Source organism: Nocardioides sp. NPDC059952 (genome assembly GCF_042730435.1).
Lineage (GTDB): Bacteria > Actinomycetota > Actinomycetes > Propionibacteriales > Nocardioidaceae > Nocardioides.
Genome location: NZ_JBHWLY010000021.1, coordinates 1 through 19,174 on the forward strand (window position 1 = coordinate 1; position 19,174 = coordinate 19,174).

Genomic DNA, 19,174 nt, shown 5'->3' on the forward strand with positions numbered 1-19,174 from the left:
TGTCTCGCGAAGCGAAGCGAGCGAGCCGGTCAGGATGAGCCGACTCGGCAGTTCTTTCAGAAACCTAGCTTGCGCAGCTGGCGCGGGTCGCGCTGCCAGTCCTTGGCGATCTTGACGTGCAGGTCGAGGTAGACCGGCATGCCGAGCAGCTCCTTGATCTGCAGGCGCGCGCGCTGCCCGACGTCCTTGAGCCGTGAGCCCTTGTGGCCGATCACGATGCCCTTCTGGGAGTCGCGCTCGACGTACAGGAAGGCGTGGATGTCCATCAGCGGCTTGTCCTCCGGGCGGTCCTCACGCAGGCGCATCTCCTCGACGACGACCGCGATGGAGTGCGGGAGCTCGTCGCGTACGCCTTCCAGGGCCGCCTCGCGGATCAGCTCGGCGATGATGATCTCCTCGGGAGAGTCGGTGAGCTCCCCGTCGGGGTAGAGCGGCGGGCCCTCGGGGAGGAGCTTGATGAGGAGCTCGGAGAGCAGATCGATCTGGTCGCCGCCGACGCTGGAGACGGGGACGATCTCGGCCCACTCGATGCCGAGCTCGACCCCGAGGGTCTGGATCGACATCAGGTGCTCGCCGATCTGCTCGGGGGTGGCGAGGTCGGTCTTGGTGGCGACCGCGACCCGCTTGATGCCCTTCTTGAGCTTGTTGGCGTTCTCCGCGATCCGGCGGTCACCGGGGCCGATCTTCTCGTTGCACGGGAAGCAGATCGCGACCACGTCGACCTCGGTCCAGGTGGCCTCGACGAGGTCGTTGAGGCGCTCGCCGAGCAGTGTGCGCGGCCGGTGGATGCCCGGGGTGTCGACGAGGATCAGCTGGCCGTCGGGCCGGTGGACGATGCCCTTGACCACGGTGCGGGTCGTCTGCGGCTTGTCGGAGGTGATCGCCACCTTGGTGCCGACCAGCGCGTTGGTCAGGGTCGACTTGCCCGCGTTGGGTCGTCCGACGAACGACACGAAGCCGCTCCGGAAAGCTGGCTGGATCTCCGGCTCGGTCACTGTTGCTCCTGTTGCTCGTCGTATCGCTGCCAGATCTGCTCGTCGGTGAGCCCCTGGGCCTTGCCCTCACGCCATACCGGTCCGGGATCGACCGAGCGCGGCTGCCGCTTCTGGCCGCCACCGCGCCAGTAGCCCATCACGTCGTAGGCGTGGGAGTCGAGCTTCCGCTCGCGCATCAGATGCTTGCGGATCGCCCGCATCTGGCTGGACTCACCGGCCATCCAGAAGTAGCCGTCGCCCTCGGGCCAGTCGATCTTCTCCACGGCCGCCGCCAGGTCGGAGGAGGTCTCCGAGGGCGGCGCGGACCAGGTGACCTCGGCGCTCCACGGGAGATATCCAGGCAGGTCGTCGGGGGTCTCCGCCCAGATCCGCGTCGGCAGCGTGGTGGTCTCGGCGATCCGCGCCATGGCCGGCATCGCGGTCAGGTCGCCGACCAGCAGCAGCCACCGGGCACCCTCGGGCGCCGCGTAGGAGCCCTTGGGCTCGGTGATCGTGACCGTCTGCCCCACCGGGTCGAGACGGGTGGCCCACTCGGTCACCAGCCCGACGTCGTGGACGACGACGTCGAGGGCCAGCTCGCCGTCCCGCCAGGACCGCACGGTGTAGTAGCGCGACTGGAACTGCCCCGGCACGATCAGGCCGACCCATTCGTCGGGGATCCCGGTGGACTCGAACCCGGCCAGGCCGGGGCCGCCGAGCACCAGGCGTACGAGGTGGGGCGTGATCTGCTCGCGCCGCAGCACCTCCGCGGCGTACTGCTGGGCCTTGACACTCATCGCCTCAAGGTTATCCGCGCAGACGCGGCCCGCCCGCATCAGCGGCGCACTCACTCGTGGCTGATGGCGAGCAGAGCCTCCCGAGTCGCGTCGTCGGCCGGGAACATCGCCTCGACCGCGATCTCGTCGACCGTCACGTCGCGAGGCGCGCCGATCACGGAGAGGACGTAGAGGAAGGACAGGTCACCGAGGCTCGTACGCAGCAGCAGCGGCAGCACCGGCAAGGCACCGTCCCTCGCGGTGACCGCCGGCGCCTCCACGCCGGCTCCGGCCGGCGCCGGATAGCCCTCGACGTCCTCGAGGAGCTCGGCCAGCCCGTCGGCCGCGGTGCGGTCGAGCTGCCGACGGATCCGGCGTACGACGTGGGCCCGCCACTGGGTGTAGTTGCGCACCTGCGACGCCAGACCGTCGGGATGCAACGTCGCGCGCAGCATGTTGAGCCGCGGCTGCCGCAGCGCGTCCGGCAGCGGAGCCAGGAAGAGGTCCATCGGCCGGTTGGTCGCGACCATGTCCCAGCGGACGTCGACCGCACAGGCCGGATAGGGCTCGTGGGCGGTGAGCACCGCCTCGACGGCGGACCTGGCAACGCCGAGGTCGTCGAGCGGCCGCTCCTGGTGGACGGGCGCGAACCCGGCCGCCAGATAGAGCCGGTTGCGCTCGCGCAGCGGCACCTCGAGCTCCTCGCAGAGCCGCTCGATCATCGTCCGGCTCGGACCCGACCGGCCGGTCTCGATGAAGCTGAGATGGCGAGCCGACACCTCGGCCGCGATCGCCACCTCGAGCTGCGAGCGACGGCGCCGCTCGCGCCAGTCACGAAGCAGCTCTCCGACGCTCAGCTGGGCCGTTGTCATGCGCCCAGGCTGCCGGGCCGAGCGCGGCGCGGCAACTACCCGCGAGGTAATCGACACAGTGCGCCCGAAGGCGGATCGTCGTGGCCATGACGACTGAAACCACACCCCGCTCACCTGCCGCCACCGCCGAGGCGTACGTCTCGTTCTGGAACCTCGCCGCCGACGAGCAGCGCACCCTCGGCGCCACCCTGTTCGCCTCCGACGTCGCTCGCTCCACCCCGATCGGCGAGTCCACCGGTCTCGAGGCGCTGATCGACTTCACCCGCCAGTTCACCGAGGGCGTCGGTGCCTACACGTTCGTGGCGCGCGCCGAGCCCGATTCACACCACGGGCACGTCCGGGTGCGCTGGGAGATCCTCAAGGAGGAGGGCTCGTTCGCCGAGGGCACCGACGTCCTCGGTCTGGACCGGTCCGGACGGATCGCCGCGATCACGGCGTTCATCGATCGCGCCCCCGAGGGCTTCGATCCCGACGCCCACCATGAGGAGGGCTGACGTTTCCTGATCAGGCGGAGCCACCACCCAGACCGATCTCGTTGCCGTCGGGGTCGCGGAAGATCGTCTTACGGACCCCGTTGCCGTACGTCTCCTGCGACTCCGGCCGCAGGCCGCGGTCGGCGATCGCGGCGAGGCGGGCGTCCAGGTCCTCGACGAAGAGGGTGAGGAAGCCACGCCCGGCGTGCCCCGGCTTCACCTCGACGTAGAGGTAGCCGTGCTCGACCACCTCGAAGACGGCCTCGACGTCGTTGGGGTAGAAGGCCGGCGGGCCACCGAGCAGCGCCTCGTACCAGCTGGCCGCTCGCGCCAGGTCGGCGACCGGAAGTCCGGCGAACAGGTCGGTCATCTCAGAACCTCCAGCGGGTCGCACCGTAGGGCTCGACGGTCGCGACCGCGTGGGCGGAGCTCGCGTCGATGCGGAAGACGTGCCAGGGCGCCGGACCGGCGCTCTGCGCGTTGAACGGCGCCGTGACGGCCTCGCCGGAGTCGTCGACCTCGGCCGGCCAGCCCTCGTCGTCGTGGTAGTGCTTGGCCACGCGCTCGAGCTCGTCGCCGAGGACCCGCGTCACGCGGCCCTCCACGACCAGGTCGAACTCACGCACCGTGAGCGACAGCGCACAGCGGGGATCGCGGGCGAGGTTGCGGCCACGCCGCGTCCCCGGGCCGGTGACCAGGTAGAAGCTGCCGTCGAGCCAGACCGCGCCGACGGCGTTCACGTGCGGACCGCCGTCGGCGTTGATCGTGCTCACCCAGGTCGTGTAGCGCCCGGGCTCGCCCTCCTGCGACCCGGGGCCCTGGTTGAAGCCCTGGTCGAGGCGAGCGGTCACCTCCTCCCAGGACATCGGCGGGGCGGCGTACATCTCAGCGAGGTTGTGGGTCTCCATGGCGGTGTCTCCTTCGACTGGTTCAGACTCTTCACCTGTTCCACGAAGGAGTCACCGCCATTTCGACAGTGCGACGATCTCTAGCTAGAAGGTGTGCCGCAGCGGGTAGCCCGAGCTCCCGTCCACCGTCTTGGTGGCCAGCACGTGGTGGAGCTGGATGTTGTTGCGCTCGAAGCCGATCCGGGAACCGGCCATGTAGATGCCCCAGACCTTCGCGGTGCCGAGGCCGACCTCGTTGACGCAGGCGTCCCAGTTGTCGCGCAGGTTGTCGTTCCACGCCGTGAGCGTCTTGGCGTAGTGGACCCGGATGTTCTCGTGGTGCTGCACCTCGAGGTCGGCGTTCTCGATCGCGGACACGATGGTGCCCGACCCGATCAGCTCCCCGTCGGGGAACACGTAGCGGTCGATGAAGGCCCCCGCGTTCGCCCGCGAGACGTTGTCGGGACGGGTGATGCAGTGGTTGAGCAGCCGGCCCCCGTCGCGCAGCTTGGACCTGATGAAGCCGAAGTAGGCCGGGTAGTTGGCCACCCCGATGTGCTCGGTGAGCCCGATGGAGCTGACCGCGTCGAAGTCCCCCTCGACCACGTCGCGGTAGTCGGAGAAGCGCACCTCGGCGACGTCGTCGAGACGATCGGCCTTGATCGCCTTCTGCGCCCAGTTGGCCTGCTCGCGCGAGAGCGTGACACCGAGCGCCTTGACCCCGTAGTGCTTGGCCGCGTGACGCACCATCCCGCCCCAGCCGCAGCCGATGTCGAGCAGCCGCATCCCGGGCTCGAGCCCGAGCTTGCGGCAGATCAGGTCGTACTTGGCCGCCTGCGCCTCCTCGAGCGTGGCGTCATCGGTCGGGTAGAGGGCACAGGTGTAGGTCATCGACGGGCCGAGGACGTACTCGTAGAAGGTGTTGGAGACGTCGTAGTGGTGGTGGATCGCGTCGGCGTCGCGCTCGTGCGAGTGCCGCGTCCACGGCAGCGCGCTGATGGCGCGACCGGAGAGGTGGCGTACGTTCTCGGCCCGCTGTCGCCACGCCGGCAGGTGCTCCTGCGGCGGTGGCTTGGGCGGGACGAAGTTCTTCACCCCCAGGGCGCGCACCATGTCGACCGTCTCCCGAGGGCTGGGCCGCTTGAAGTCGGTCTTGTCCAGGATCAGGTCCAGGAGCGGGTAGGGGTCGCCCGGGTGGATGCCGTGCAGGGCCATGTCACCGCTGACATAGGCACGTGCCAGCCCCAGATCGCCCGGCGCGGTCAGCAGGAACGCGAGCCCGCGCGGGTTGAGGATCTCCATCCCGAAGGGAGAGTCCGTGTCGCCGGCGACACTGCCGTCGTACGCGGTGAGCTTGATCGGCAGCCCACCGTCGAAGAGTTCGTTGATGGTCTCTGCAATATGGTTCACAGTCTCTTCACCGCCTTGCTGTACAGATCGGTCAACCGGTTGCCGGGGTCATACCTCGCCTTCACGGCAGCGAGGTTGTCCCCGTCATAGAGAGCGTCGAAGACATCCTTGTCGTAGAACGCCTCGGAGTAGAGCGATTTATGCCCGCCGAGCTCGTGGACCTGATCCTCGATCGCACGGTTCTTGGGGGCGTTGACGGCCCCGGGGCCGACGTGGACCGTCCCCCAGAAACCGACGTTGACGTACGTCCGGCCTGCCTCGAGCGGGTAGGTCGGCCATTTCTCTCCTGTGTTCGTCCCCCGGGACACCAGTGGGCACAGCCACACCGGCCGCATCCCGATCTCGGCGTCGAACCACTCCAGGAACGCCGGAAGGTTCTCGACCGGGACCTCGATGTCCTGGATCACCCGTTCCCGCAGGAGCCGTCCGGCACGGGCGTCGAGCTTGTCGGCGATGCCGAACCTGCGGTCCAGGCCGACAAGCTTCATGTAGACGTCCGAGCGCCGCAGCCGGCGCGGCCACACCCTGCGGAGGTACTTGTTCTGCGCGCCGAAGGCGCCCGAGCACCAGAACCAGTCGGTGTCCCAGCGCCACAGGTAGTCGTAGGTCGTCAGGAGGTCGACTCCGCCGTTTTCTTGGGAGAGCTGCTGGATCGAGCGGTAATAGATCTGCTGGCCGCCGTAGTCGCTCGGGGTCTGGGTGGCCCTCTCGGTCCAGGTCGCCAGGGTCAGGTAGTACTCCCCCGGCTCGAAGGCGACGCCGTCGAGCCCGTCGACCCGCTCCCCCTCGTACGTCCCGGTCTCGGTGATCTGCGCGATCGTCTTGGTGAGCAGGCCGAGGTCGTCGAAGCGCACGTGCCGCAGCGCGACGTATCCCGGCACCTTCTCCAGCTTGATCTTGAGCCGGGTGGCGTAGCCGAGCGAGCCGTAGGAGTTGGGGAAGGTGTCGAACAGGTCCTCCCCCGGCGTCGTGGTGACGATCTCGCCCGACCCGGTCAGGATGTCCATCTCCAGCACCGACTCGTGCGGCATCCCGTTGCGGAACGAGGTGGACTCGATGCCCATCCCCGTCACCGCGCCACCGAGCGTGATCGTGCGCAGCTGCGGGACGACGTACGGGATCATCCCGTACGCCAAGGTGACGTCGACGAGGTCCTCGTAGGTGCACATCCCCTGTACGTCGGCAGTGCCCGCCTCGGCGTCGACCTCGATCACGCCGCCCAGGCCGGAGACGTCGAGACCCGGGGCATCGGACGCCGCCCGGGCCCGGAAGAGGTTGGTGGTGCGTTTGGCCAGTCTGACGGGAGCGCCGTCAGGGATCCTCGCGTAGGAAGCCGTCAGCCGCTCGACGGCCTCGGTGTGTCGTTGCCAACCAGTCTCACCCGTCACTCCACGCACTTTACTCTCGCCCTGGGATCTCGGGTTTCGATTTTCACGTTCGGTCGCTTACAGTCACCAGCGCCGACTGCTCCCGTCGAGCGCCCCCATCTCGTGCACCCTGGAGGGTCCCCATGTCCAGTGCTGCCCATCGTGACGCTGTCTCCACGCTCGCCGAGAAGGCAACCCCCTACTTCACCGAGAATCAGGTCAAGTGGCGCAACAAGTCCGTGTCCCAGGCCCGGCTCGCGCTGGCGATCGACCAGATCGTCGTACACATGCGTGAGAAGGGCGTCGACATGGCGACCATGAACGGCCTCACCGCCTACCGGGACGAGGACGGGATCCACGTCACGATCGAGCTCGGCACCCTCCCGCTCCTCGCCGAGTCCGGCGGCGCCGGTGGGACCGGCGGCCACCGAGCCGCTCGCTGAGCGGCCCGCAGCAGCTCAGCGGAGGTTGCCGCGCGGATCGCCGACGAGGACAGGGACGTCCTCGCCCGCGAACTCCTTGACGATCGAGAGGTCGTTCGCGGAGGCCTCCTCGGCCTCGCCGAGCACGACCACGGCCTCGAGGCCCTTGGAGCCCGACGCCACCGCCATCGCCACACAGACACCGATCGCGGAGACCTGGAGCGAGGGCAGGTCCACGGTGGCGGCCGCGTAGGTGCGGCCGTCGAGGTCGCGTACGGCTGCTCCTTCGGTCGCGCCGGTGCGGGCGCGCGTCGCGCGGGCCAGGGTGACCAGCTTGCGGTCCTCCGCGGAGGGCTCACTCTGCTCGGGCATGGGCCTCTTTCTTCCTGTCCGTCTTCTCGCTCTGCTCGTCCTCGTCGTCGGCCTCGGGCTCGGCCGGGACGACGACGCTGATGCGTACGGTACCGATCTTGTTCCGCCTGCCGGCGGCCTCCTCGGCCACGAAGCAGAGCCCGTGGGCCTCCACCTCGGTCCCAGGGATCGGCACGAGGCCGAGATGCTTGGCCATCAGACCGCGGACGGAGTCGACGTCGTCCTCCTCGACGGCGACACCGATGAGCTCCTCGAGGTCGCTGACCAGGAAGCGGGAGGGCACCCGCCAGGAGCCGTCGCCGAGATGGAGGGGCTCGCGGTCCTCGATGTCGTACTCGTCGGTGATCTCGCCGACGATCTCCTCGAGGATGTCCTCGATGGTGATCAGGCCGGCGGTGCCGCCGTATTCGTCGACGACGACCGCGATGTGCTGGCGGTGCTGCTGCATCTCGGCCAGCAGCTCGTCGACCGGTTTGGAGTCGGGGACCCAGGTCGGCTTGCGCATCAGGGACTCGACCCGCTGGGTGGTCTCGACCTCCGGCGCCTCGAAGTCGCGCGCGACGACGTCCTTGAGGTAGACCATGCCGATGATGTCGTCGAGGCTGTCGTCGATCACCGGCATCCGGGAGTAGCCCGAGCGCAGGAACAGCGACAGCGCCTGGCGCAGGGTCTTGCGCCGCTCCAGGAAGACGATGTCACCTCGGGGCACCATCACCTCGCGGGCGCGGGTGTCGCCGAGCTCGAAGACCGAGTGGATCATCCGTCGCTCGTCGGCCTCGATCAGGTCGGAGGCCTCGGCGATGTCGACGAGCTCGCGCAGCTCGGTCTCCGTCGAGAACGGGCCCTTGCGGAAGCCCTTGCCAGGAGTGAGCGCGTTACCGAGCAGGATCAGCAGGCTCGGGATCGGGCCGAGGATGGCGGTGATCGCGCCGATCGGGCCGGCGACCGCGAGGGCGATGCCCTCGTGGTGCTGACGCCCGAGCGTGCGGGGAGCGACGCCGATGACGACGAAGGAGACCACGGTCATCGTCGCGGTCGCGGTGAGCACCGTCGGCCACCAACGTCCCTGGTAGAGGTCATAGGCCCACAACGTGACCAGGACGGTGGCGCCGATCTCGCACAGCATCCTGAGCAGCAGGACCGTGTTGACGTAGCGGGCGGGGTCGCCGACAACCGCGACCAGGCGCTTGGCGCCGGCACGGCCCTCGGAGACCAGCTCCGCGGCGCGGGCGCGGGAGAAGGCGCTGAGCGCCGCGTCGGCGGCGGAGAAGATGCCGGCGATCAGGACCAGAACTGCGGCTGCGATCAGCAGCCTCGCATCGTCCATGGGTGGTGGTGGTGCTCCTACTCGGGTGCGGTGGCCGAAGAGCCCCAGGCCTTGAGCAGCTTGGCCTGCAGCCCGAACATCTCGGCGTGCTCGTCGGGGTCCACGTGGTCGTAGCCGAGCAGGTGGAGAATACCGTGGGTGGTCAGCAGCTCGATCTCCGCCACGGTGCCGTGGCCGGCTGCCTCACCCTGCTTGGCCGCGATCGTCGGCGCGATGATGATGTCGCCGAGGTCGCCCTCCTCCGGCTCCTCGTCGAGACGCCCGGGAAGGAGCTCGTCGCCGGGGAAGGACAGCACGTCGGTCGGACCCTCGGTGTCGAAGTAGCGCTCGTTGAGCTCGGTGATCGTGGCCTCGTCGCCGAACTTGATCCGCAGGTCGGCCTGCGGGTGCACGCGCAGCTGCTCGAGCAGGAAACGAGCGAGCTTCGCGACGTGCTCGACGTCGATCTCCTGCTCGGACTCGTTGATGATCTCCGTGCTCATGCCGCCGCCTCCGTAGCGCAGGCGCAATCATACGGACGCGGCGGCCTGAGGCTTATGGTCGCTCGCTGGCGCTCGCTCATCAGCTCTCTCCCGAAGCCCGGGTCTGACTCCGTACGTCGTGCTCCTCGTAGGCGGCGACGATCTTGGCGACCAGCCGGTGGCGGACGACGTCGTGGCTGGTCAGGTTGTTGAAGCTGATGTCCTTGACGTCGTCGAGGATGCCCTCGACGACCCGCAGACCCGACTTCTGCCCGGAGGGGAGGTCGGTCTGGGTGACGTCGCCGGTGACCACGATCTTGGAGCCGAAGCCGAGACGGGTCAGGAACATCTTCATCTGCTCGGGCGTGGTGTTCTGCGCCTCGTCGAGAATGATGAAGGAGTCGTTGAGGCTGCGTCCGCGGAGGAACGCGAGCGGCGCCACCTCGATGGTCCCCGACGCCATCAGCTTGGGGATCATCTCCGGGTCCATCATGTCGTGCAGCGCGTCGTAGAGCGGGCGCAGGTAGGGGTCGATCTTCTCGGTCAGCGTGCCGGGCAGGAAGCCCAGCTTCTCGCCGGCCTCGACCGCGGGGCGGCTCAGGATGATCCGGTTGACCTGCTTGGACTGCAGCGCCTGGACCGCCTTGGCGACCGCAAGATAGGTCTTGCCGGTGCCTGCCGGGCCGATGCCGAAGGTGATCGTGTGCTTGTCGATCGCGTCGACATAGCGCTTCTGGTTGAGCGTCTTGGGACGGATGCTCCGGCCGCGGTTGGAGAGGATGTTGAGGCTGAGCACGTCGGCCGGCTTCTCCGTCGTGTCGGCCTGGAGCATGCCGATCACACGCTCGACCGTCTCGCCACTCACGCCCTGGCCGGTGCGGATGATCTGGACCAGCTCCTCCAGGACCCGCTCGATCATCGCGATCTCGCTCGGCTCGCCGTGGAGGGTGATCCGGTTGCCACGCACGTGCACGTCGGCGTCGAAGTGTGCCTCGATGATCCCGAGGTGCTCATCGGCCGGACCGAGGACGGTCACCATGTCGACGCTGTTCGGAACGACCACTGTGTGCTTGGTCGAGGTCGAGGTCGCCGTCGGAGCGGCGGTCGGGAGCGGACTTGGGTGTCGATCGGTCATGGATGCCCGGCAGGGCCCTTTCTGGTCACGAGGCTGATGCTCCCATGGTACGCGGGCCGCGGCCTTGGCTCCTACTGGATAGTTCGGCCCGCCCGCGTCAGCTGTTCAGCAGGATCTCGACGCGGGAGGTCTCTTCGGCGAGCTCGTCGCGCTCGTCGGGAGAGAGATCGCGGAGCAGCTTGACGACCTCGACCTTGCCGTCGACCGGCTTCCAGAGGCCGACGAGGTGGCCGCCGGCGATGATGACCGCGCCGCCACCCCCGATACCCCATTCCTTCCGGGTCCCCTTGGCGGTGATCCGCTCCCGGTCGGCGTGCGAGAGCCAGACGTTGTCGAACCGCCCCAGCAGCCGCACCGGGGCGTGCTCCTCGCCCGTGGCGAGCGGAGCGTCGGGGACGTCGTAGAGGGTCTTGCCGGCCTCGTCGCGGTAGGTCGCCAGCCCCTCGATCCGCTTGATCACCGGACCCAGTCGGGTCAACGACGACCAGGTGGTGATGTCTGCGGCGGTGGCCGGCCCGAAGGCGAGCAGGTAGCGACGTACGATCTCCGGCGCCAGCGTCGGGACGACATCGTCCACGGTCACCGGAGGCACGCCCGTCCAGCGCGGGAGCAGGTCGTAGACGAGCCCGCCCGAGCCCTTCCACAGCCCCCGCGGCGGCAGCTGGACCAGCGGCAGCTCGTTGCGCGCCCGCAGGCCGAGCGCCTTGGCCGGGACGCCGGGGAAGTGCTCGACCAGACCGGCCTCGAGGGCCGCGTTGGGCAGCGCCCCGAGAGCGAGTACGTCCTCGGCCGCCTCCACGAAACCCTCCAGCTGCGCCGCCGGGCGGACGATCTCGACCCGCTGGGTGTAGAAGTCATGGACCGGCTGGGTCCAGGCCCTGATCAGCGCCGCATCGGCGGCGGTGTGCATGTGGATCGTGGACCGCAGCGAGGAGAGCCGGACCAGCGCGCTCGACTCGAGCTGCGCGCTGAGCGCGTAGGGGTCGAACGACTCCAGCCGGGCGGCCAGCGCGAAGAACGGCGGCGACGTCTCCTGCGCCTGCAGGCCGACCAGATGCTCGATCATCTCGGCCGGGGTGAGAGAGGCCCGCGACAGCAGGTGCTGGCGGAGCAGGAGGGTCCGGTTGAGCTGCCGTTCGGTGAGGATCACGGTAGCGATGATCTCCTACTCGACGGTGATCCGTGCGCCGACTTCTTCAGAAGGCTTCCCCTCGCCGTCGGAGGTGTCGTCGGTGCGGGCGATGAAGAGGTACGTCCCGGGCTCGAGCTCGGAGACGTCGACTGTCGTCGTCCACGGATAGAGCTTGTCCATCCACCCCTCGGCGGTCGCGAACCCGTCCAGCACCGTCTCGCCGGTGGTGTCGCGGACCTCCCACGGCACGTTCGCCTCGTTCGAGTTGGCCTTGCCCGACGCCTCGAAGCTGTCGGAGACCGTCGCCCCCTCGGCCGGCGCCGCCAGCGTGATCAGAGCGGAGGTCCGTGGCAGCGTCGACGGCTCCTCGGACGGCTGGGTCGAGACCTCGGGGTCCTCGGCGACGGCATCGTCGCTGCCGCACCCACCGGCCAGTACGCCGCAGAGAGCAAGAGCGATGATGGCGCCCGCCGGACGCGTACGTGTGCTCCTCATGCCTCCATACTCACCCGGCGCCCCCGAAGGACGAACCCACCACGCCGAGCAGTCGGCGGTCAATCGGCCGGCCGGTCAGTCCCAGCGGCGGGTGCGGGCCAGCAGGGCGGCAGCGGCGGCGACGCCGGCGGTGGAGGTGCGCAGGACCTCGGCGCCGAGGCGGATGGTGGTGGCGCCGGCCTTCTCGAACTGGGCGATCTCGTCCTCCGTGAGGCCGCCCTCGGGGCCGACCACGACGAGGATGGTGCCCTCGTCGACGACAGGGACGGCCCCGAGCGGGAGGGTGCCCTCCTCGTGGAGCACGACGGCGACGTCGGCCGCCTCGATCTTGGCCACGACGGCGTCGGTGGTGGCCAGCGGCTCGACCTCGGGGTGCCACAGCCGGCGGGACTGCTTGGCGGCCTCCCGAGCGGTGGCTCGCCAGCGGGCGAGGGACTTGACCGCGCGCTCGCCCTTCCAGACGGCGACCGAGCGGGTCGCTGCCCACGGGACGATGCTGGCGGCGCCGATCTCGGTGAGCATCTCGACGGCGAGCTCGCCGCGGTCGCCCTTGGGGAGCGCCTGGACGACCGTCAGCGCGGGCTCGGGCGGCGCGTCGCCGAGGATGACGTCCTCGACACGTACGGTCATCGACTTCTTGGTGGTCTGCGTGATCGTGCCGGTGACGCCCTCGCCCGCGCCGTCGGTGAGCACGACCTCCTCGCCCACCCGGAGGCGGCGTACGACGACCGCGTGGTGGCCCTCGTCGCCGCTCACCTCGATGTCGTCGCCGACGCGGGTGCCGACGAGCGACTCGACGAGGTGAACGGGAAGGGTCATGTCAGCTCCGTGCCTGTCTCAGTGCCCGTTGAGGGTGTCCTTGAACCAGGAGAAGACGCCGCCCTTGTGGGCCGCCTTGAGCTGGCCCTGGACGGACTCCTCACCGCGCAGCTCGGCGAGCTGGCGCAGCAGCGCCTCCTGCTCGAGGTCGAGCTTGGTGGGGGTCTCCACGTTGATGGTCACGATGAGGTCGCCACGACCGCCCCGCAGACCGGGCACACCGCGGCCACGCAGGACGTGGTCGGTGCCGGACTGGGTGCCGGCCTTGAGGTCGATGTGGATCGAGGCGTCCTCGGGGTCGATCTGGTCGACGCCCTCGCCGACGAGGTCGGCCTCCAGCGTCGGCAGGTTGAGCGTGGTGCCGAGCGCGGCCGCGGTCATCGGCACCTTCGCGGTGCAGTGCAGGTCGTTGCCCCGGCGCGTGAAGGTGGCGTGCTTGGCGACGTGGATCTCGACGTAGAGGTCGCCGGCGGGGCCGCCGCCGGGGCCGATCTCACCCTGCTCGGCGAGCTGCACCCGGGTGCCGTCGTCGACGCCCGGCGGGATCTTGACGGTCAGGGTGCGGTGGGAGCGCACCCGGCCCTCGCCGCTGCAGTCGCGGCACGGGTCGGGGATGACGGTGCCGAAGCCGTTGCAGGCGCTGCACGGACGCAGCGTACGGATCTCGCCCAGGAAGGAGCGCTGCACGACCGCGACCTCGCCCTGGCCGTGGCAGGTCTCGCACGGGACCGGGTGGGAGCCCTCCGCGGCCCCCTCGCCGCCACAGGTGTCACAGACGACCGCGGTGTCGACCTTGAGGTCGCGGGTGACGCCGAAGGCCGCCTCGGCCAGGTCGATGTCAAGACGGATCAGGGCGTCTTGCCCGCGACGTACGCGCGGACGGGGCCCACGCCCCGCGCCGCCGGTGCCGGCACCGGCGCCGCCGAAGAAGGCGTCCATGATGTCGGTGAACGAGAAGCCCGCGCCCTGTGCGCCGAACCCGCCCGCGAACGGGTCGCCACCGCGGTCGTACGCAGCCCGCTTCTGCGGGTCGCTCAGCACCTCGTAGGCGTGGGAGATCTCCTTGAACTTCTCCTGCGACTCGGCGTCGGGGTTGACGTCCGGGTGGTACTGGCGCGCCAGCTTCCGGTAGGCCTTCTTGATCGTTGCGTCGTCGGCGTCCTTGTCGACACCGAGGAGCTCATAGGGGTCCAACGTCGGTCTTCCTGCCATCGAAGTTCGTTGCTCTTTCTTAAGCCTCGTCGAGGATCCGGGAGAGGTAGCGCGCCACCGCGCGCACCGCCGCCATGGATCCGGGGTAGTCCATCCGGGTCGGCCCGACCACGCCGAGCGTGGCCAGCGCCTCGTCGCCGGGTCCGTAGCCGGTCGCGACCACGCTGGTCTGCGACAGCTCCTGGTAGGGGCCCTCGGCGCCGATCCGCACCGTGACCAGCCCGCCCGCGGTCGCCTCGCCCATCAGCTTGAGCAGGACGACGTGCTCCTCCAGGGCCTCCAGGAGCGGGCGTACGGCAGTGTCGAAGCTGTCACCGAAGCGGGCCAGGTTGCTGGTGCCGCCGATCGAGATCCGCTCGTCGGAGCGGTGGTCGTTCATCGCCTCGATCAGAGCCTCTGCCACGGCGGCCGCGAGCCCATCCTTCAATGTATCCGTCTGCGGGCCGTCGACGGGCGCATCGGCCGGCCGGGCGATCGTGCGCAGCGCCTCCCCGGCCTCGGCGATGACGGCACCGACGACCGCGGTGTTGATCCGCGCGCGCAGCATAGCCAGGGTCTCCTCGGAGACCTCTTCGGCGACCTCGAGCAGTCGCTGCTCGACCCGGCCGGTGCTGAGGATGAGCACGAGGAGGAGCCTGGTCGGGGCCAGTGCGACCAGCTCGACGTGGCGGACGGTCGAGCGGCTCAGGGTCGGGTACTGCACGACCGCGACCTGGCGGGTCAGCTGGGAGAGCAACCGGGTGGAGCGGCTGACGACGTCGTCGAGGTCGACCGCGCCGTCGAGGAAGCCGGCGATCGCCCGCTTCTCGGCCGCGGTCATCGGCTTGACAGTGGTCAGCCGGTCGACGAAGAGCCGGTAGCCCTTGTCGGTGGGCACCCGGCCGGCGCTGGTGTGGGGGGCGGTGATGTAGCCCTCCTCCTCCAGCGCGGCCATGTCGTTGCGTACCGTCGCCGGGGAGACACCCAGACCGTGACGCTCCACGAGCGCCTTGGAGCCGACCGGCTCCTCGGTCTTCACATAGTCCTCGACGATCGCCCGGAGGACGGAGAGCCTGCGTTCGTTCTGCATCTGCGCCCTCCTGTCGTCCTGGCTGCCTGGCACTCATTCCGTGCGAGTGCCAATCCTACCGGTTCGGGTCACAGGAACCAGTTTCCGGTGGCCGCTCCACTCTGTGGAACGGGTTACTTCTCTCGCCATCGAGATAGCCTTAGGTTAGGCTGACCTTAGAGTCATTCGCTGCACTGCTTCCGCCCCACTGGAGAGTCCTATGATCGCCGACGATCTGCTGGTCCGCATCACGGCCCACGCCAACGACGAGCACCAGGCGGACCTGTGCCGCTCGCTCTCGGCACGGCTCGGGCTGCGACCGCGCCACATCGTGGGCGTACGTCTCTCCGACCTCACCGCCGAGAGCGTCGACGTCTCCTGGATCACGCTCGACGGCGGCCACCACGTGACCTTCCGGTTCCCGGAGACGGCAGCGACGCCGGACGAGGTTCTCGAGCAGCTCGGGCGCGTGCTCACCGGTTCTCGCTGCTGACTCCACTACCGTTCTCCGGATGAGCGATCGCTACGGCTCCGACGTCCTGGCCGGCGACTGGAAGAAGCCCAAGCACGGGCGTGCCGTCGAGACCCCGGCGGAGCTGGGCGCGGTGGTCGAGGAGATCGAGACCGATTTCGTCGGCGAGATCGTCCGGATCGACCGTGACCTGCACACGCTGACCCTGGAGGACCGGAAGGGCAAGCGGCGTACGTTCCCGCTCGGGCCGGGCTTCTGGCTCGAGGGCAAGCCGGTCATCCTCACTCCCCCGGTGACCCGCACGGCACCGGCGAAGCCGACCCGCACCGCGTCGGGCTCGGTGGCCGTGGACAAGGTCAAGGCCCGGGTCGCGCGCGAGTCGCGAATCTTCGTCGAGGGGCGTCACGACGCCGAGCTGGTCGAGAAGATCTGGGGCGACGACCTGCGGATCGAGGGCGTCGTCGTCGAATACCTGGGCGGTGTCGACGACCTCGCCGACCACCTGGTCGACTTCCGTCCCAGCCGCGAGCGGCGGGTCGGGGTGCTCGTCGACCACCTGGTCAAAGGCTCCAAGGAGGCCCGGATCGCGGAGTCGATCCGGCGCTCCAAGGTCGGCGAGCACGTGCTGATCGTCGGTCACCCGTTCATCGACGTGTGGCAGGCGGTCAAGCCGGCCAGGCTCGGGCTCGAGGCCTGGCCGAACGTGCCGCGCTCGATCGAGTGGAAGAAGGGCATCTGCCAGCACATGGGCTGGCCCCACCGCGATCAGGCCGACATCGCTCGGGCCTGGAAGCACATCCTCGGGCGGGTGAACTCCTTCGGCGACCTGGAGCCCGCCCTGCTCGGGCGGGTCGAGGAGCTGATCGACTTCGTGACCGAGCCCGTCTGAGCCTGTCGTCAGTAGGCCGACCGCTTCGGCATGATGATCCACAGCACGATGTAGACGATGAACTGCGGTCCGGGGAGCAGGCAGGAGATCACGAACGCCAGCCGGATCAGGTTCGAGTTGATACCGAAACGGGCGCCGAGACCGCCGCAGACGCCGGCGATCCATTTGTCGTTGCTGGGACGGGAAAGAGTTGTGGTTGCCATAGCTCCACTCTCCCCTGTCGGGCGCTCTTTACCAATCAGGATCACCCCTGATCCTTCGGTCAGGACCAAGGTCCCGGACTCAGGGATGCTCAGGGCTCCTCAGGGGAGCAGGTCTCGGACCACGGCGTCGGCGAGGAGTCTGCCGGTCTCGGTGAGGAGGATCGTGTCGTCGGCGACGGTGACCAGACCGCGGCGCACCTGCTCCGGAAGAGCGGCGCGGCCCTCGTCGTCGAGGGCGTCTGCCGGGAGGCCGTCGGCGAGTCTCAGCTCGAGCAGGACGCGCTCGACCCGCCGGTCCTCCTCGGCCAGGATCTCGCGGGCGTGCGCGGGACTCTGGTTGCTGCCGATGCGGTCCGCGTACGCCTTGGGGTGCTTGACGTTCCACCACCGGGTGCCGCCGACGTGGCTGTGGGCGCCGGGGCCGACGCCCCACCAGTCGCCGCCCTGCCAGTAGAGCATGTTGTGACGGCATCGCTGGGACTCGTCGGTGGCCCAGTTGGAGACCTCGTACCAGGTCAGACCGTGCTTTCGGAGGGCGGCGTCGGCCAGCTCGTACTTGTCGGCGAGGTCGTCCTCGTCGGGCATCTCGAGCTCGCCCCTGCGGACCCGCCGGGCCAGCGCGGTGCCGTCCTCGACGATGAGGGAGTAGGCCGAGATGTGGTCGGGCTCGCTGGCCAGCGCGGCCTCCAGGCTGGTCCGCCAGTCGTCGACCGACTCACCCGGGGTGCCGTAGATGAGGTCGAGGGAGACCTGCTCGAAGCCCGCCTCGCGGGCCCATTCCACGACCATCGGGACCCGCTCGGGGTCGTGGGTGCGGTCGAGGGTCTCGAGCACGTGGGGAACGGCCGACTGCATGCCGAAGCTGAGCCGGGTGAAGCCGCCCTCGCGCAGGGTGCGCAGGTAGTCCAGGTCGACGGAGTCGGGGTTGGCCTCCGTCGTCACCTCGACGTCGTGGGCGAGGCCGAACCCGTCCTTGATCGCTGTCAGGATGCCGGTCAGGTCCTGGGCCGGGAGGAGGGTCGGGGTGCCGCCGCCGAAGAAGACGGTGTCCACCTTCTTGTCACGCTCACCCAGCACCCGGCGCGCCAGCCTGACCTCCTCGATGGCCTGGTCGGCGTACGTCTGCCGGCTCACCCCGGGGCCCAGCTCGATCGCGGTGTAGGTGTTGAAGTCGCAGTAGCCGCATCTGACCGTGCAGAACGGGACGTGGACGTAGAAGCCCAGGCCCTTCTCCCCCAGCGTGCTCAGCGATTCGGCCGGCAGTGACCCGTCGGTGGGGGCGGGGTCGCCGGGAGGCAGAGCGGAAGGCACCCCTCCATTATCGATCCACCTGTCGAAAAGGGTTAACCGTGACTGGGGCCGTGGTGGGAAAATTCCGGGGTGTCCGTCTCGCAGCCTGATCTTCTTCTCGACGATGTTCTCGACAACCCGGTCTGGCACTCGCTGACCGGTGCGCACGCCCCGCTCGCCGAGGGCTCGGGGCTCGCTCGTCGCTACCGTCCCGACGTCTCGCCCTTCGCTGCCGTCTCCGACCCGGGTTCGGCTCAGGCATGGCGCGACCTGGCCGCAGCGGTCGGACCCGGTGGCACCGCGTTGATCACCGGAGCCGCCGGTGTCTGCGGGGAGGGCTGGGAGATGGTCGGCGGCGGTGAAGGGGTGCAGCTCGTCGAGACGTCACGGGTCGCGGCCGCACCTGACCCCGAGGCGGTCGTGCTCGGTGCCGCCGACGTGCCCGAGATGCTCGACCTCGTCGCCCGCACCGAACCGGGGCCGTTCGAGAAGTCGACCCACACGATGGGTACGTATCTCGGGCTGCGCCACGAGGGCCGCCTCGTCGCGATGGCCGGCCAGCGGATGCACCCGGGCGGGTGGATCGAGATCAGCGCCGTCTGCACCGCACCCGAGGCCCGTGGCCGCGGCCTCGCCGGCCGCCTCGTCCGCGCGGTCACCGCCGACATCCACGCCCGCGGCTCCCGTGCCCTGATGCACGCCTCGGTCGCCAACACCGGCGCCATCTCCGTCTACCTCGGTCTCGGGTTCGAGGAGCGGCGGCGTACGACCTTCGAGCTCTTCCGCGCGCCCGCCTGACCCTGCCGAGGCGTCACCCCCGTCGGCCGAAGCGTCACCCCGGTCGACCGAAACGTCACCCCCGTCGACCGAAACGTCACCCATTGCCCACTCGCCCGACCTACCTGACGCCTCGCCCGACCTACCTGACGCCTCGCCCGACCTAGCCGACGCCTCGCCCGACCTACCTGACGCCTCGCCCGACGTACGTGACGCCTCGCCCGACGTACGTGACGTCTCGGCCGACCTACCTGACCTCTCGGCCGACCTACCTGACCTCTCGGCCGACCTACCTGACGCCTCGCCCGACCTACCTGACGCCTCGCCCGACCTAGCCGACGTCTCGCCCGACCTAGCTGAC

General features: G+C 69.4%; 23 protein-coding genes and 1 pseudogene. 6 read left to right on the top strand and 18 right to left on the bottom strand.

All coding sequences use genetic code 11. The annotated features are described in order from the left end of the window. Positions 1-56: 56 nt before the first annotated feature. From era to ACFV9G_RS11910, 3 genes are read right to left on the bottom strand one after another with little or no spacing between them, the layout of a single operon-like run. On the bottom strand, positions 57-995 hold the full coding sequence (gene era, locus ACFV9G_RS11900; RefSeq protein ID WP_378727685.1) for a GTPase Era: 939 nt from the start codon (positions 993-995) through the stop codon (positions 57-59). Continuing rightward, positions 992-1,771 (bottom strand): siderophore-interacting protein, encoded by a 780-nt coding sequence (locus ACFV9G_RS11905; RefSeq protein ID WP_378727686.1) that lies wholly within the window; start codon positions 1,769-1,771, stop codon positions 992-994. Before ACFV9G_RS11905 ends, era begins: the two co-directional genes overlap by 4 nt. A 50-nt stretch (positions 1,772-1,821) precedes the next feature. Continuing rightward, positions 1,822-2,622, bottom strand: coding sequence for a helix-turn-helix domain-containing protein (locus tag ACFV9G_RS11910; RefSeq protein ID WP_378727687.1), 801 nt, complete (start codon positions 2,620-2,622; stop codon positions 1,822-1,824). Between the two features lie 86 nt (positions 2,623-2,708). On the opposite strand from ACFV9G_RS11910, the gene ACFV9G_RS11915 reads away from it, so the two are divergent. After that, positions 2,709-3,116, top strand: a complete 408-nt coding sequence (locus ACFV9G_RS11915; RefSeq protein ID WP_378727688.1) for an isomerase — start codon at positions 2,709-2,711, stop codon at positions 3,114-3,116. Positions 3,117-3,126: 10 nt separating this feature from the next. Here ACFV9G_RS11915 and ACFV9G_RS11920 read toward each other — a convergent pair whose 3' ends face one another. From ACFV9G_RS11920 to ACFV9G_RS11935, 4 genes are all read right to left on the bottom strand, one after another. Beyond that, positions 3,127-3,465, bottom strand: a complete 339-nt coding sequence (locus tag ACFV9G_RS11920; protein ID WP_378727689.1) for a VOC family protein — start codon at positions 3,463-3,465, stop codon at positions 3,127-3,129. A 1-nt stretch (position 3,466) separates the two neighbouring features. Further along, positions 3,467-4,003: a pyridoxamine 5'-phosphate oxidase family protein gene (locus ACFV9G_RS11925; RefSeq protein ID WP_378727690.1), complete on the bottom strand. Its 537-nt coding sequence runs from the start codon at positions 4,001-4,003 to the stop codon at positions 3,467-3,469. Between the two features lie 84 nt (positions 4,004-4,087). Next, a complete protein-coding gene (locus tag ACFV9G_RS11930; protein WP_378727691.1) occupies positions 4,088-5,392 on the bottom strand; it encodes a class I SAM-dependent methyltransferase in 1,305 nt (434 codons plus the stop codon). Then, on the bottom strand, positions 5,389-6,780 hold the full coding sequence (locus ACFV9G_RS11935; protein WP_378727692.1) for an FAD-binding oxidoreductase: 1,392 nt from the start codon (positions 6,778-6,780) through the stop codon (positions 5,389-5,391). The genes ACFV9G_RS11930 and ACFV9G_RS11935 overlap by 4 nt, the downstream gene beginning before the upstream one ends. Before the next feature lie 122 nt (positions 6,781-6,902). On the opposite strand from ACFV9G_RS11935, the gene ACFV9G_RS11940 reads away from it, so the two are divergent. After that, positions 6,903-7,202 (top strand): hypothetical protein, encoded by a 300-nt coding sequence (locus ACFV9G_RS11940; protein ID WP_091048540.1) that lies wholly within the window; start codon positions 6,903-6,905, stop codon positions 7,200-7,202. A 15-nt stretch (positions 7,203-7,217) separates the two neighbouring features. Here ACFV9G_RS11940 and ACFV9G_RS11945 read toward each other — a convergent pair whose 3' ends face one another. The 9 genes from ACFV9G_RS11945 to hrcA form a co-directional block, all read right to left on the bottom strand. After that, positions 7,218-7,553 carry a cytidine deaminase gene (locus ACFV9G_RS11945; protein ID WP_091048537.1) on the bottom strand — a complete coding sequence of 112 codons (336 nt, stop codon included), beginning with the start codon at positions 7,551-7,553 and terminating at the stop codon, positions 7,218-7,220. After that, positions 7,537-8,880, bottom strand: coding sequence for a hemolysin family protein (locus ACFV9G_RS11950; protein WP_378727693.1), 1,344 nt, complete (start codon positions 8,878-8,880; stop codon positions 7,537-7,539). The genes ACFV9G_RS11945 and ACFV9G_RS11950 overlap by 17 nt, the downstream gene beginning before the upstream one ends. Positions 8,881-8,897: 17 nt before the next feature. Further along, the gene (ybeY, locus tag ACFV9G_RS11955) at positions 8,898-9,362 is read right to left on the bottom strand and encodes an rRNA maturation RNase YbeY (RefSeq protein WP_008363762.1); all 465 of its coding nucleotides are present in this window, start codon (positions 9,360-9,362) and stop codon (positions 8,898-8,900) included. A 79-nt stretch (positions 9,363-9,441) separates the two neighbouring features. Next, positions 9,442-10,476: a PhoH family protein gene (locus ACFV9G_RS11960; protein WP_378727694.1), complete on the bottom strand. Its 1,035-nt coding sequence runs from the start codon at positions 10,474-10,476 to the stop codon at positions 9,442-9,444. 97 nt (positions 10,477-10,573) lie between these two features. Next, a complete protein-coding gene (locus ACFV9G_RS11965; protein WP_378727695.1) occupies positions 10,574-11,626 on the bottom strand; it encodes a winged helix DNA-binding domain-containing protein in 1,053 nt (350 codons plus the stop codon). Between the two features lie 15 nt (positions 11,627-11,641). Further along, positions 11,642-12,103, bottom strand: coding sequence for a Gmad2 immunoglobulin-like domain-containing protein (locus ACFV9G_RS11970; RefSeq protein WP_378727696.1), 462 nt, complete (start codon positions 12,101-12,103; stop codon positions 11,642-11,644). A 75-nt stretch (positions 12,104-12,178) separates the two neighbouring features. Next, the gene (locus ACFV9G_RS11975; RefSeq protein WP_378727697.1) at positions 12,179-12,922 is read right to left on the bottom strand and encodes a 16S rRNA (uracil(1498)-N(3))-methyltransferase; all 744 of its coding nucleotides are present in this window, start codon (positions 12,920-12,922) and stop codon (positions 12,179-12,181) included. Between the two features lie 18 nt (positions 12,923-12,940). Beyond that, positions 12,941-14,134, bottom strand: a complete 1,194-nt coding sequence (dnaJ, locus tag ACFV9G_RS11980) for a molecular chaperone DnaJ (protein ID WP_378727698.1) — start codon at positions 14,132-14,134, stop codon at positions 12,941-12,943. Positions 14,135-14,153: 19 nt separating this feature from the next. After that, on the bottom strand, positions 14,154-15,203 hold the full coding sequence (gene hrcA, locus ACFV9G_RS11985) for a heat-inducible transcriptional repressor HrcA (RefSeq protein ID WP_378727699.1): 1,050 nt from the start codon (positions 15,201-15,203) through the stop codon (positions 14,154-14,156). 199 nt (positions 15,204-15,402) lie between these two features. Here hrcA and ACFV9G_RS11990 point away from each other — a divergent pair, with 199 nt between their 5' ends. Together ACFV9G_RS11990 and ACFV9G_RS11995 are read left to right on the top strand one after the other, a co-directional pair. Continuing rightward, positions 15,403-15,675, top strand: a complete 273-nt coding sequence (locus ACFV9G_RS11990; RefSeq protein WP_378727700.1) for a hypothetical protein — start codon at positions 15,403-15,405, stop codon at positions 15,673-15,675. A gap of 19 nt (positions 15,676-15,694) precedes the next feature. Then, entirely contained in the window at positions 15,695-16,543 is an 849-nt protein-coding gene (locus ACFV9G_RS11995; protein ID WP_378727701.1) for a DUF3097 domain-containing protein, read from the top strand. A gap of 8 nt (positions 16,544-16,551) precedes the next feature. On the opposite strand, the gene ACFV9G_RS12000 is transcribed toward ACFV9G_RS11995, so the two are convergent. Further along, positions 16,552-16,746, bottom strand: coding sequence for a PspC domain-containing protein (locus tag ACFV9G_RS12000; RefSeq protein ID WP_378727702.1), 195 nt, complete (start codon positions 16,744-16,746; stop codon positions 16,552-16,554). A gap of 99 nt (positions 16,747-16,845) precedes the next feature. After that, entirely contained in the window at positions 16,846-18,057 is a 1,212-nt protein-coding gene (gene hemW, locus ACFV9G_RS12005) for a radical SAM family heme chaperone HemW (RefSeq protein WP_378727703.1), read from the bottom strand. A 69-nt stretch (positions 18,058-18,126) separates the two neighbouring features. Here hemW and ACFV9G_RS12010 point away from each other — a divergent pair, with 69 nt between their 5' ends. Next, on the top strand, positions 18,127-18,834 hold the full coding sequence (locus tag ACFV9G_RS12010; RefSeq protein ID WP_378727704.1) for a GNAT family N-acetyltransferase: 708 nt from the start codon (positions 18,127-18,129) through the stop codon (positions 18,832-18,834). A 152-nt stretch (positions 18,835-18,986) separates the two neighbouring features. Continuing rightward, a pseudogene (locus ACFV9G_RS12015) lies at positions 18,987-19,148 on the top strand (hypothetical protein); the annotation flags it as partial. Between the last annotated feature and the right edge of the window lie 26 nt (positions 19,149-19,174).